This window comes from Rhodanobacteraceae bacterium (assembly GCA_016713135.1).
GTDB lineage: Bacteria > Pseudomonadota > Gammaproteobacteria > Xanthomonadales > SZUA-5 > JADKFD01.
The window spans coordinates 116,894-129,469 of the sequence record JADJPR010000004.1 but is presented as its reverse complement, the minus strand read 5'-3'; the positions used below and the strand labels follow the sequence as shown (position 1 = coordinate 129,469).

9 protein-coding genes are annotated in these 12,576 nt (G+C 72.2%); 2 read left to right on the top strand and 7 right to left on the bottom strand.

Annotated elements, in window-relative coordinates:
- Positions 1-57 precede the first annotated feature (57 nt).
- Entirely contained in the window at positions 58-525 is a 468-nt protein-coding gene (locus tag IPK27_06325) for an SET domain-containing protein (GenBank protein MBK8067238.1), read from the top strand.
- Positions 525-1,109 (top strand): HutD family protein, encoded by a 585-nt coding sequence (locus tag IPK27_06320; protein MBK8067237.1) that lies wholly within the window; start codon positions 525-527, stop codon positions 1,107-1,109. The genes IPK27_06325 and IPK27_06320 overlap by 1 nt, the downstream gene beginning before the upstream one ends.
- 82 nt (positions 1,110-1,191) lie before the next feature.
- On the opposite strand, the gene IPK27_06315 is transcribed toward IPK27_06320, so the two are convergent.
- The 7 genes from IPK27_06315 to IPK27_06285 form a co-directional block, all read right to left on the bottom strand.
- Positions 1,192-1,893: an META domain-containing protein gene (locus tag IPK27_06315; GenBank protein ID MBK8067236.1), complete on the bottom strand. Its 702-nt coding sequence runs from the start codon at positions 1,891-1,893 to the stop codon at positions 1,192-1,194.
- Between the two features lie 46 nt (positions 1,894-1,939).
- Positions 1,940-2,197 carry an RNA-binding protein gene (locus IPK27_06310; GenBank protein ID MBK8067235.1) on the bottom strand — a complete coding sequence of 86 codons (258 nt, stop codon included), beginning with the start codon at positions 2,195-2,197 and terminating at the stop codon, positions 1,940-1,942.
- A gap of 148 nt (positions 2,198-2,345) precedes the next feature.
- A complete protein-coding gene (locus IPK27_06305; GenBank protein MBK8067234.1) occupies positions 2,346-2,555 on the bottom strand; it encodes a cold-shock protein in 210 nt (69 codons plus the stop codon).
- 321 nt (positions 2,556-2,876) lie between these two features.
- On the bottom strand, positions 2,877-5,084 hold the full coding sequence (locus tag IPK27_06300; protein MBK8067233.1) for a patatin-like phospholipase family protein: 2,208 nt from the start codon (positions 5,082-5,084) through the stop codon (positions 2,877-2,879).
- Positions 5,085-5,166: 82 nt separating this feature from the next.
- Positions 5,167-5,433, bottom strand: coding sequence for a DksA/TraR family C4-type zinc finger protein (locus IPK27_06295; GenBank protein ID MBK8067232.1), 267 nt, complete (start codon positions 5,431-5,433; stop codon positions 5,167-5,169).
- Positions 5,434-7,521: 2,088 nt separating this feature from the next.
- Positions 7,522-10,362: a hypothetical protein gene (locus IPK27_06290; GenBank protein ID MBK8067231.1), complete on the bottom strand. Its 2,841-nt coding sequence runs from the start codon at positions 10,360-10,362 to the stop codon at positions 7,522-7,524.
- Between the two features lie 202 nt (positions 10,363-10,564).
- Positions 10,565-12,475: a potassium transporter TrkA gene (locus tag IPK27_06285; GenBank protein MBK8067230.1), complete on the bottom strand. Its 1,911-nt coding sequence runs from the start codon at positions 12,473-12,475 to the stop codon at positions 10,565-10,567.
- Positions 12,476-12,576: the final 101 nt, after the last annotated feature.

The window sequence follows — 12,576 nt, the reverse complement described above, 5'->3', positions numbered from 1 at the left end:
CCAGTCTAAGGCGCCGTGTCTGCAATACTCCCCGCCCCTGCCACCGATCCGACCACCATGATCCTGCCCCGCTACCGTGTCGATGCCTCGCCGATCGCCGGCGCCGGCAAGGGATTGTTCGTCGACGAGCCGGTCGCCGCCGGCAACATCATCGTCGCCCCGGATGCGATCCCGCAGGTCTACACCATGGACCAGCTGATGGCCCTGCCGGATGGCGTGTCCTTGCTCCCCGCCACTGTGCGCTGGTTCGAGGATCGCTACACGGCCACGCCCGAGTGGCCGGACGAGTGCTACATCAACCACAGCTTCGCGCCGACCGCCCTGTGGCACCTGGGATTCGTGTTCGCGCGGCGCGACCTGGCCGCCGGCAGCGAGATCACGGTGGACTATCGCCATTTACTGGGCGACGGGCAGGAAGAAGCCTTCCGCGACAGCGAAACCGGCGCGGCGATCATTGGCCTGCCGTGGCGCGAGAGCCTGCTGATGACCGCCACCGAATTGGCGCAGATCCTGGCGCGGCGCTGATGCGCATCACGCCGATCCCGCCCGAGCAGCAGGCGGTGGTGCGCTGGCGCAACGGCGGCGGCAGCACGCGCGAGATCGCGCGCATCGGCCCGCCGGACGGCTACTTCTGGCGTGCAAGCCTGGCAAGAGTGGAGGCCAGCGGCCCGTTTTCGGCATTCCCGGGTTACCGTCGCTGGTCCTGCCTGGTTGACGGCGGGCCACTCCGCCTGCAATGGGAAGACGGCCGGCGCCTGGATCTGGCGCCGCGCCTGCGCGCACACGCCTATGCCGGCGTCCCGGCGCCGGTCGGCCATCTCGAAGGCGAGGCCGCGTGGGTGTTCAACCTGATCGCGGCCGAAATCCTGGACGAGGTGCAGCTGATTCCGCGCACCCTGGTCGGCAGCATGTTGTTCTTCGACCAGGCCGGTTGCGACTGGCTGGTCTACCTGCTCGGAGGGGAGGCCCAGCTGCGCTTGGGCGACACCCACCATTGGCTGGGAAGCGGACATGCCGTGCTGCTGCACGGCGATGGAGGCGGACAGCGCGCGGTGCTGGAAGGCGGTGGTGAGGTGGTGCTGGTGAAGGTGGTCGGCCACCGAGCCTAGGCCGCAATACCGCGCAGAGGTTCTGCGGCGCTCTGCCGTTGAAGCGCTGCGCGCTGCAATGGCCTACGACACTGGGGAGCGATCAATCGCCGAAGCGGCAACCACGGCGGTTGCGGCCTACGCCGGACAGCGTCGCCAATTCGCCCTTGGTGCTGAGCTGGATGCCATTCGCACGGTACTCGGTACCGGATCCGGATGGCACCTGTGGCAGCACGTGCACATTGCCATCGACGAGCACGGCAGCACTGGCAGCACCGAAAGCCGCGGCGAAGGCGCCGCCTTCCTCGCACTGGTAACCGTGCAGGCGCAGCGCGGGGTCGCGCGCATACAGCATCACGCCACCTTCGCCGCCGAGCGCCAGCTGCAGCCAGTCGCCATCGAAGGACAAACGGCGCGCCTGCGCCAGCTGGCCGATGAATTCACGGTCATGGCTGGCATCGCCGCAGCCCATCTTGGTCAGACCGGGCGGGCCCGCCTGAAACAGGCCATCGGCCGACAGGGTGTACCCGGCGCTGCCGCGGTTGCAGTCCACCTGCAGCTGCAGCTGACTGTCGCCGGCGAATTCCATGCGGTAGCGCGTGGGCTCGTCGATCACCCACAGCGCCGCGCCCACCTGGGTACCCAGCCAATGCCAGGCGCCGTCTGGCGCAGCGGTGGGTGCGGAGGTATTCCGGCGCGGATCGGCGTCCGCATCGTCCTCGATGACCGGCGACATCGGCGCATTGCTGCAGCCGGCCGCCAGGCCCGCGATGAACATCGCAATAAGTTTGAACGAGCCTTGCATGGTTCGCTCCGAACACGCGGTGCGCCGATTGTGGCAGCTGCGCCGATCAGCGTCGACGCTGCTTCAGCTCGCTCTTCAGCCCGACTTTAAGCGCCTCGCCCTCGACGGTGGAACCGTTCAGCGCGGCAATCGCCTTGCGCGCCTCGTGGCCTTCCATGTCGAGTTCGGCGAAGCCGCGGCACTCGCCGGAAAACAGGTCACGCGACATCTTCAGATTGCGCACGCGGCCGTGCGCGGTGAACATTTCGGTCAGCAGTTGTTCGGTCATCTTGCGCGGCAGGCCGCGCACACTCAACGTCAGCATCAGGAGGTCTCCGGATGGGTGGCGGGGCCACGATGTTCCGCGACAGCGCCTGGATGGACGGCAGAAACGACTCGGGCAGGCCTTGGCCTGCCCGAGCGCTTACAACGGGCGTACTGCGATCAGCCAGCGGCCGACCGCGGTTGCCTGATTACAGCGGCTGCACCTGGTCAGCCTGCAGGCCCTTCGGGCCCTTGGTGACGAGGAAGCTGACCTTCTGGCCTTCCTGCAGCGACTTGAAGCCGCTGCCCTGGATGGCGCGGAAATGGACGAACACGTCGTCCCCATCCGGACGGCTCAGGAAGCCGAAGCCCTTGGCGTCATTGAACCACTTCACGGTACCGATCTGACGATCCGACATTTTTGTATCTCCAAAGCAAGGTGAGGGGCGACGCACCCAATGCGGGGCGCCGATGCGTTCATCTGCGGGGGAACCAGAACACTAGAGAAGCAACAGCGGCAGATCGCAAGACTCACCGTGCGGCCTCGTCACGTTGTACCGTGCCGAGCTGAAAGCCCGTGCACCTTAGGCGACTTCGGCCGGAAAAGATAGTGCGGGATGCACAACCGTTCAGAATCCTCCACCGCTGTCGCTCATCGGATACCTGGACACCTGGCACGAACCGCGACAACAGTTCGCGCCGCGCGCTGACTCGCGAAGGAGACCCTGGCCCGGACGGCGCTACAGCCGCGGCCGCAGCAGCGTGCCGAAGTTCAGGTACAGGGAGGCGTCGCCCGTGCTGGCGCGCCCGTAGCCCAGGAAGATCGGCCCGAAGGGCGAATCGATGCCGAGGAAGATGCTGCCGGACCAGATCAGGTTCTCCAGGCTGATCAGGGCATCGCGGGACTCGTAGACGTTGCCGGTCTCGATGCTGCCGCCGACGAATGCCGGCACCGAGAACAGCTGGCCCGAATCGCCCAGGCGCCGGTAGTAGACCGAGCGCAGCAGCAGCAGGTTCTCGCCGAGCAGCTCGCGCTCGGTGAAGCCCGAGAGATTGAGAAAGCCGCCGAGCGGTGCCAGGGTTTCCAGCGGATTGGGTTCGCCCCAGCCCAGGTGCAAACGGCTGCCGAACAGGATGCGGTTGGCGCCGCGGCTGAGTGCCTTGTCCCAGTTCAGGTCCAGGGTCTCGCCATCGCCGCTGGAGCCGAGCGCCGCCAGCTCCGACACCAGCAGGACCTCGCCGCGGCTGCCGTTGCCGGGAAAGTTGCCGTCGTCCAGGGTGTCGCGCACATACCCGAACCGGACGGCGCCCGTGTTGGCGGACAAATCCGGCAGCAGCGTGCTGTCGCCCACGCTGACGCTGGCGCTGGCGTGGCCACGGTAGATGCCGGCATAGATCTGGTCCGACTGCCTGAGGTCCCAGCCGATGTCCAGGCCGAGCACCGCGCGCCGCAGGCGGTAAGTGGAGAGCACGAAATCGCCGGCACTCAGCGGCTGGTCGAAGGCGCGATACTCGATGTAGGGCTGCGCGAAATACTGGCCGCGATCGCCCGCCGGCTGGAAGAACTCGCTGCGCAGCCCGGTGATGCGGCCGATTTCCCCGCGCGAGCGCCACTCGCCGCCGTAACGGTTGAGACCGGTGCGGGTGTACTCGGCGCCAAGCTGGTAGTCGCTGCGGCCTTCGAAATCGTCGCTGATCTGCAGCCCGAAGGTCAGGAAGTCGGGGCCCCAGCCCTTGTCGACCGGCGTCACCTCGACGCCCACGCGCCCGTCGCGCTCCACCGGCTTCCACGCGATGCGCTCGTAGTTGCCCTGGGCGTAGGCGCCGCTGAGCGCGCGCTCCAGCGTGGTCACATCGAGCGGCGCGCCGGCGATACCATCCAGCTCGCGCTCGACGTACCCTGCGGTGCGGCTGCGGCTCTTGAGCACGTCGAGGAAGGCCACCAACGGCGGGTCGAAGCCCGGCTGGCGGTGGCGCGCACGCCAGGCGGCGAATTCCTCGGGCGAGACCGACAGCGTGCGCAGGCGCTCGATCTGTGCCTCCGCCGCCGCCGCGCCGAGCGGGATTGCTTCCGGCGAGCGGATGAAATCGGCGCTCGACAAAGTCCCGAGCTGCGGCAGGATCTTGATGTCTTCTGGCGCCATCGCCGAGAGCACCTGCGCGGTGCGCTGCTTCATCAGCACATCGAGCATCTGCATGGTGATCGCGATCGGCGAGTTCAGCTCCTCGTCGCTGGCCAGCGGCGCACCGACATCGACCACGATCAGGCGGTCCGCACCCATCTGCTGCACGATGTCGACCGGCACGTTGTTGACGATGCCGCCATCGACCAGCAATCGCCCGTCGACGCGCAGCGGCGCGAACGCGGCCGGCACCGACATGCTGGAGCGGATCGCCAACGCCAGGTCGCCCTCGCGGAACACCACCGGCTCGCCGCGGGCAATGTCGGTGGCCACCGCGCGGAAGGGGATCGGGAACTGGTCAAAGTCCGGCGTGCGCCAGGTGTGCAGGGTCAGCCGGCGCAGCAGCATCAGCAGCTTTTGCCCCTGGATCACGCCACGCGGCAACTGGATCGCACCGTCACGCAGGCCGAAGCGGAAGTCCATCAGATAGCGCAGGGTGTCGTTCTTGCGCCGCATCGGGTAGTCGGTGCGCGGCGGATCGTCGTCGAGCACATCTCTCCAGTCCACCGAGACCAGGATCGCTTCGATCTCGCCCGGCGAGTAGCCGGAGGCGTACAGGCCGCCGACGATGGCGCCCATGCTGGTGCCGGCGATGCGGCAGACCGGCACGCGCTCGCGCTCGAGCACCTTGAGCACGCCGATGTGCGCGGCGCCGCGCGCACCTCCGCCGCCGAGCACCAGGCCGATGCACTTGGCCGCCAGGCTTGCGCCCGACAGCAGCAGCAGGGCGAGCGCCACGAGGGCCCGCCAGGTCGCGCGATTCATACCGGTACCTGCCAGATCGAGGCCGGCAGTCTATCCCGGTGTCGCCAGCGGACCTGAACCGCAGGCCATCCGCGCGGCGCCGTCAGCGCAACTGACTGTCCTTGCTGCCGCGGCGGTTGTAGCCGGTGAAGCCCGTCGTCTCGCTTTCCTGCGCTTGCTGGCAGGCCACGCACAGGCGCACACCGGGAACCGCGTCGCGCCGCGCCTGCGGAATTGGCGCCTCGCATTCTTCGCAATGGCGGAGGCCCGGGCCGCGCGGCACCTGCGCCCGTGCGCGGGCAATCGCGTCCTTGATCGTGGCGTCGATCTGGTCCTGCACTGCGCCATCGCCTGCCCAACCTGTGGCCATGGTGGACTCCGGTCCTGTGATTGTCGGGATTCCTTCACTTGCCCGCGATGATATCGCCTGGCGGCCGGTCGTCGGTTGTTGGCAGCGGAAGCGTGGCGCCGCCCCTGCCGTTGCGCCACCGAACAACCAACAACCGGGAAGCAGGCCGCGACCGCTTCCGGGTCATCCGGTTTTTTCCCCCCCCCCCCCCCCCCCCCCCCCCCCCCCCCCCCCCCCCCCCCCCCCCCCCCCCCCCCCCCCCCCCCCCCCCCCCCCCCCCCCCCCCCGGGGCCGGGGCCCGCCGCCCCCCGGCCCGGGCCCCCCCGCCGCCCCCCCCCCCCCGGCCCCCCCCCCCCCCCCCGCCCCCCCCGCCCCCCCCCCCCCCCCCCCCCCCCCCCCCGCCCCCCCCCCCCCCCCCCCCCCCCCCCCCCCCGCCCCCCCCCCCCCCCCCCCCCCCCCCGGGCGCCCCCGCGGGCCCCCCCCCCCCCCCCCCCCCCCCCCCCCCCCCCCCCCCCCCCCCCCCCCCCCCCCCGGCCCCCCCCGCCCCCGCCGCCCCCCCCCCCTGCCCCCCCCCCCCCCCCCCCCCCCCCCCCGCCGCCGCCCCCCCCCCCCCGCCCCCCCGCCGCCCCCCCCCCCCCCCCCCCCCCCCCCCCCCCCCCCCCCCCCCCCCCCCCCCCCCCCCCCCCCCCCCCCCCCCCCCCCCCCCCCCCCCCCCCCCCCCCCCCCCCCCCCCCCCCCCCCCCCCCCCCCCCCCCCCCCCCCCCCCCCCCGCCCCGCCCCCCCCCCCCCCCCCCCCCCCCCCCCCCCCCCCCCCCCCCCCCCCCCCCCCCCCCTCCCCCCCCCCCCCCCCCCCCCCCCGCCCCCCCCCCCCCCCCCCCCCCCCCCCCCCCCCCCCCCCCCCCCCCCCCCCCCCCCCCCCCCCCGCGCCCCCCCCCCCCCCCCCCCCCCCCCCCCCCCCCCCCCCCCCCCCCCCCCCCCCCGCCCCCCCCCCCCCCCCCCCCCCCCCCCCCCCCCCCCCCCCCCCCCCCCCCCCCCCCCCCCCCCCCCCCCCCCCCCCCCCCCCCCCCCCCCCCCCCCCCCCCCCCCCCCCCCCCCCCCCCCCGCCCCCCCCCCCCCCCCCCCCCCCCCCCCCCCCCCCCCCCCCCCCCTCCCCCCCCCCCCCCCCCCCCCCCCCCCCCCCCCCCCCCCCCCCCCCCCCCCCCCCCCCCCCCCCCCCCCCCCCGCCCCCCCCCCCCCCCCCCCCCCCCCCCCCCCCCCCCCGCCCCCCCCCCCCCCCCCCCCCCCCCCCCCCCCCCCCCCCCCCCCCCCCCCCCACGCCCCCCCCCCCCCCCCCCCCCCCCGGCCGCCGGCGCCCCCCCGGCGGCCCCCCGGCCCCCCCCCCCCCGCCCCCCCCCCCCGCCCCCCCCCCCCCCCCCCCCCCCCCCCCCCCCCCCCCCCCCCCCCCCCCCCCCCCCCCCCCCCCCCCCCCCCCCCCCCCCCCCCCCCCCCCCCGGCCCCCCCCCGCCCCCGCGGCGGCCCCCGCCCCCCCCCCCCCCCCCCCCCCCCCCCCCCCCCCCCCCCCCCCCCCCCCCCCCCCCCCCCCCCCCCCCCCCCCCCCCCCCCCCCCCCCCCCCCCCCCCCCCCCCCCCCCCCCCCCCCCCCCCCCCCCCCCCCCCCCCCCCCCCCCCCCCCCCCCCCCCCCCCTCCCCCCCCCCTCCCCCCCCCCCCCCCCCCCCCCCCCCCCCCCCCCCCCCCCCCCCCCCCCTCCCCCCCCCCCCCCCCCCCCCCCCCCCCCCCCCCCCCCCCCCCCCCCCCGCCCCCCCCCCCCCCCGCCCCCCCCCCCCCCCCCCCCCCCCCCCCCCCCCCCCCCCCCCCCCCCCCCCCCCCCCCCCCCCCCCCCCCCCCCCCCCCCCCCCCCCCCCCCCCCCCCCCCCCCGCCCCCCCCCCCCCCCCCGGGGCCCGGCTCCCGGGGGGGCCCCCGCCCCCCCCCCCGGGCCCCCCCCCCCCCCCCCCCCCCCCCCCCCCCCCCCCCCCCCCCCCCCCCCCCCGGCCCCCGGGGGGGTTTGGTTCCTCCCCTTCTCTCCCGGGGGGCCCCCCCCCCTTACGCTTTGCCGGTTTGCGCCGGCGCACCTACTCGAAGCCGTTCCCGAACAGCGGCAATTCGAAGGCCGGGCCGCCCTGGAACAGGATGCGTCCACTGTCACTGCGCGCGTCGCCGGGCTGGTTGTCGCTGAGCGTGAAGCTGATCGTGCTGCCGGCCACGGTCGCGTCCAGGGTGTTCCAGCCCAGGCTGAGCGGGTCGCCCTGCACGCGCGCGCCGAAGGCTCGCACGAGGCTGCGCGCGGCGAAGCTGCCGCCGTGGATGGTCAGGTGGACGCGCACGCTGCTGCAGTTGGCGATCTCGAAGCGAAAGGCACCATCCGGCTTCTGCACCTGCGGGTCCGCCGCAAAGGTATCCGCCGGAACTGCGATCACGTCGTACAGGCGCGTGCAGTTCCCGGAGAGCGGCGTCAGGCTGACCGTGAATGGACGGCTGACGCGCTGCGCCGCGGAAGCCGTCCCCGGCAGGCTGGCCACATTGCTCTGCTGGCTGTCCGGCTGGCCGTCGCCGTTGCCATCGCCGCCGTTCGGCGCCGCACTCTCGGGCGCGGTCGGCGCGCCGTCGCCATCCGGATCGGGCACGCGGGTGTAGGCGTACACGCCAGTGCGGCTGCCCGCATACAACGTGGGTGTCGCCGGCGTGCTGTTGTCCAGCGCCAGCGCGGTCGCGGAGGTCAGCGGCAAGCCGGCGCTGATCGAATTCCAGGTAGCGCCGCCGTCTTCGGAGACGAACACGCCGCCCGGATTCAGCGAACTGCCGCCGCTGGCGGCATACACGCGCAGCGAGTTGCTCGGGTCGACCAGCAACGCGCGGATATCCTGCCCGGCCAGGCCCGTCCCTGCGACCGTCCAACTGGCGCCGCCATTGGTGGTCTTGTAGACATTGCCCACAAACGAGGAATTGTCGAAGAACGGATTCGCGGCGGCGTACAGCACGTTGCGGTTGGTCGGATCCATCGCCAGCGCGAGCACCGCATGGTGCGAAGTGGCCGAGCCGGTGTACAGCGGCAGGCCGGTCGAGGCAGCGGTCCAGGTGGCGCCGCCATCAGTGCTCTTGAACACGCCATTCGGCGCGCCGGGCACATAGCTCGAGCTGGAGCTGAATAGTCGCAGGTAGGTGCCGACATACAGGGTGTTCGGGTCAGCGTGGTCGACCACTAGAGGCACCGGGATCGGGTAATCGGCCACCGGGATCGGTTCGGCGGGGGTATTGCCGTTGACGCACTCGCCGGTCGACAAGCCATCGCTGCCCACCGTGGACCCGCTGCCGGGCGACGCGATCGTATTCCAGTTGTTGCCGGCGTCGAGCGTGCGCCACAGACGCGGCGTGGAGATCGTGACTGGCCCGCCGATCATGCTGCAACTGCCGTTGCCGGTTGCGGTCAGGTAAAGTTTGTTCCAGGTGGTGCCCATCATCGAGCTGGGATCGGCGACGATCGCGCGCACGGTCCCGAGGGTCGCCAGCGGAATCGGCGAGCCGAGTCCGCCGAAGCCGGTCAGCTCAGTCCAGGTCGCGCCGCCATCGGTGCTCTTGACCACGCCGCTGGAGCGCAGCGCGGTGGGAACCGCTGGCGCGATGTCGCGTCCGCCCGCGTAAATCACCGTCGCGGCCGGGTTCAAGGCGGTGTTGCTGTCGACCAGCAGGGTGCGGAACCAGTCGGTCCGGAGACTGCTGCCGGTCTGGGCCCAGCTCCCGCCGCCGTCGTTGCTGCGGAAGAAGGGCCAAGTGATCGCGGTGCTTTCGGACTCCGCCTGACCGGCGTAGATCACATTGGGATTCGACGGGTTGATCGCCAGCGCGCGAATGTTGGCCGCGCCGATGCCGGTGTTCTGCTGGGTCCAAGTGGCGCCCGAATCGGTGGAGCGATAGAAGCCGGCGCCGCGCGAGATGAAATAACGCGTGGCCGGATCGCCCGGCTTGGTCGTCACCAGCTGGCTCTCCAGCGCGGGACTGGGGCCCGGCAGGGTCGGCGTCGGTGCCACTGCAAAACTGGCGCCGCCGTCGGTGCTGCGCAGGATCGCGCCGCGCGCATTACCGGCCAGCACCTCTCCAGGAGAGGGGCCGACGAAGTTGTAGCTGGCAGGCAGCGTGGTGTTGCCCGGGCCGGCAGAGAACCGGCTGAACGTCAGCCCGGCGTCGGTACTGCGCAGCACCGTGTTGAAAGGCGCAAAGGGGCCGACGCCATCGCTGCCCAGCACCAGGCCGGACGTGACCGGACTGAAAGCCAGCGCCGCGGTGCAGGTTGCCGTTCCCGGGTCCATGCCGCTCACATTGAGCCCGGAAAAACTGGCGCCGCCGTCGGCACTGCGATAGAGGTGGGCACCGGTGTACGCCGAACCGTCTTCCGGCGCGCACGGGCTGACCAGCAGGACCGCTGGATTGCCCGGGTCGAATGCGACCTGGGACAAGCGGACCGGCAGCGTTCCGGTGCCGATCGCTGACCAATTGGCGCCGCCATCCGTACTGCGGAATGCGCCGTGCGAGGACGAAGTCAGCACCAGCGTGGACGGAGTGCCAGGGCGCATCGCCAGATCGCGGGCGAAGAAGCCGGTCGTCGGCAGGCCAGTCGATGCCGGTGCGAAGCTGGCGCCCCCGTCGATCGACTTCATGACCCCGCTGGTGGTCAGCAGGTAAACCAGGTTGGCGTCACTGGCGGCGACTTCCAGATCCACGATGAAGCCCAAATCCTGCCCGACCGCCCGCCGGGCCCAGGTCAGGCCACTGTCGCCGCTGCGGAAAATGGCGAAACCGATGGCCACATAGACCACCGCGGGATCGGCAGCGCTGGTCGCCAGGTGACTGAGGCCACCGCCGTTGGGGCCGGTGGTCGTCCACAGCGCCGGACCGGCGAACGCAGGACTGGTGAGCATGGCAACAACGAGCAGCAGACGGCGCACGGTAATTCCCCTTCAATGGATAGATCCAGGCCAGCCGTGGCGTCGCCGACGCGCGCACAGCCACGCATCAGAAACTAGCGCAACGGAGGTGCGCGAACTGTCACCCTGAACGCATCCAGGTGCGCGCAGGTGCCAGGCCCCCTGGCCGCTCTCCGCGACCGCGCGCCGCTGGGGGTCAGTCGTCGGCAAGGACCACGATCATGTCGTCCTTCGAGAACTGCACCTTCTCGCTCTTCTTCGGATTCAGGCGGACGCCAAAGCCCTGCTCGGCGTCGTTGCTGCGGGCGATGATGCGATAGCCGATCGCCGTCTCGCCACGCCGCGCCGCCGCCTCCAGCAGGGTATGGAAGTCCACCGGGCGGTCGACCTTGACGTAGTCGGCGACCGGGCGGATGTAGATCTCCGAGCCCTCGGCGCTGAACAGGATGCCGAGCACCTTGTCGAGGGCCTTGTTCTCGCTGAGCTGGGAGATCATCAGCGACACCAGCTTGTCGCTGACGATGAAGTCGTCGGCCTTGGCCACCTGCGCCAGCGTGCGGTTGCGGATGTCCATCATCTCGCTGACGATGTTCAGGTCCACGCTGTGCTGCTCGGCGATGTTGCGCAGGTGCAGCAGCGTGATCAGGGTCTGCGCATCTGCCTGCTGGATCGGCAGGTCGCTGTAGCTCAGCAGGATGATGTGGTCATAGCGATACACCTGCAGCGCATCGAGCACCGCGCGGCTGGCAATGTCCCCAGGTGCATGGCGCAGACGCTGGCGCTTCAGCGACTTGGACATCGCGACCAGTTTTTCGCGCACGCCATCGCGCTGCGCCACTACCACCAGCTCGGAGCCAGCCGCGACATAGTTGTCGAGCTCGCGAACGATCGCCTCGGCCTTCGGGTTCCAGCCGAGCACCAAGGTGCGCTCGGGATCGGAGCGTCGCGGCGGCTTCTCCGACAGCGTCGATACATCCGGAGCCGACGGCGGCGCCTTGGCCAGGACCACGGTGTCGTCGTCCTCGCTGATCGCGATGACACTGTCGTCGGCCGCCAGGCGGGTGTCCATCGGCGGATTCACCAGCACCTCACCGTTGCCGCGCATGATTCCGATCACTGCAGACTCGGCGTACGCAGAGATCGCCTCGCGATAGCTGCGCCCAGCCAGCGCCGGCTCCGGCTTGATGTAGATCTCGGCGCCGTCGAAGTCGAGCAGCTCGGTGTAGACCACCGACAGCCCGGACTGGCGGCAGGTCTGCGCGGTCACGCGCGCGATCAATTCCTCGCCGCGGACGTAGATCGCCTCACTGCCGCCGACCAGTTCGCCGGCTTCGAGATTGGCCTCGTCGCGGATCTCGGCGACGATATGGTATGGCTCCGCCCGCCGCGCCGGGTTGTTGGTCAGCGCCAGCACCGACTTGATCACGTGGATGTCCGGGTTCTCGTCCTCCGGCGCGAGGATGATGATCGCGCGCGCGGCATTCGGCGTCACCACGGCAAGGTCGTCGAGGTCCAGCGGATCTCCGCTGCGGCAGATCACGCGGGTGTTCTTCGTGCTCGGGAACTTGCCGCGGATCTCGTCTTCCATCTCGGTCTTCTCGCGCGGCGAGAGGATCACGATGCGCGGCTTCTTCTGGTTGGCGTTGGCAATGATCAGTTCGCCGATGATCGAATAGACCTTGCTCGACCAGCCCAGGATCAAAGTGAAATCCTGCTCGATCACCCGTGAGCGCCCCTTGCGCAACTCCTGCAGCCGCGCATCCAGGCCGGCGGTGATCGTGCCAATCAGGCTGCCGATGATGAAGATGCCGCCAATCGTCACCACCAGCATCACCATGCGCAGCGGCCAGCCCGCATCCCCGGCCAGGTTGCCCGCGTCCATCGCGTGCATCAGGCTCTGCCAGCCGCCCTCGATGAAGCCGAGTTCGCTGGCAGGATCGGCAGGATCGCTGCCGAGCCCGGTCACCCCGAGCACCAGCGCCGCAAGCACCACGATGAGCAGCGACACCAGCGCCAGCCAGCCGATGATCGCCACCGTGCCGCGCGAGAGCGTGTTCTCGAAGCGGTAGCGCAGGCGGTCGCGCAAGGTCACATTGCTGAGCGGCATCGGCGAGCCCCTGCGTGAAGGTGGTGTCAATGCGCGACTCTAGCGAATGTTGGGCCGGGTGGATGAGGGTTGTTGGTTGTGGGTTGTTGGTTGTTGGTTGT

What these genes read in the sequence shown, in the direction of transcription:
- IPK27_06325 (MBK8067238.1), top strand. Translation starts at nt 58, where the DNA reads ATGATCCTGCCCCGCTACCGTGTCGATGCCTCGCCGATCGCCGGCGCC.
- IPK27_06320 (MBK8067237.1), top strand. Translation starts at nt 525, where the DNA reads ATGCGCATCACGCCGATCCCGCCCGAGCAGCAGGCGGTGGTGCGCTGG.
- IPK27_06315 (MBK8067236.1), bottom strand. Translation starts at nt 1,893, where the DNA reads ATGCAAGGCTCGTTCAAACTTATTGCGATGTTCATCGCGGGCCTGGCG.
- IPK27_06310 (MBK8067235.1), bottom strand. Translation starts at nt 2,197, where the DNA reads ATGCTGACGTTGAGTGTGCGCGGCCTGCCGCGCAAGATGACCGAACAA.
- IPK27_06305 (MBK8067234.1), bottom strand. Translation starts at nt 2,555, where the DNA reads ATGTCGGATCGTCAGATCGGTACCGTGAAGTGGTTCAATGACGCCAAG.
- IPK27_06300 (MBK8067233.1), bottom strand. Translation starts at nt 5,084, where the DNA reads ATGAATCGCGCGACCTGGCGGGCCCTCGTGGCGCTCGCCCTGCTGCTG.
- IPK27_06295 (MBK8067232.1), bottom strand. Translation starts at nt 5,433, where the DNA reads ATGGCCACAGGTTGGGCAGGCGATGGCGCAGTGCAGGACCAGATCGAC.
- IPK27_06290 (MBK8067231.1), bottom strand. Translation starts at nt 10,362, where the DNA reads ATGCTCACCAGTCCTGCGTTCGCCGGTCCGGCGCTGTGGACGACCACC.
- IPK27_06285 (MBK8067230.1), bottom strand. Translation starts at nt 12,475, where the DNA reads ATGCCGCTCAGCAATGTGACCTTGCGCGACCGCCTGCGCTACCGCTTC.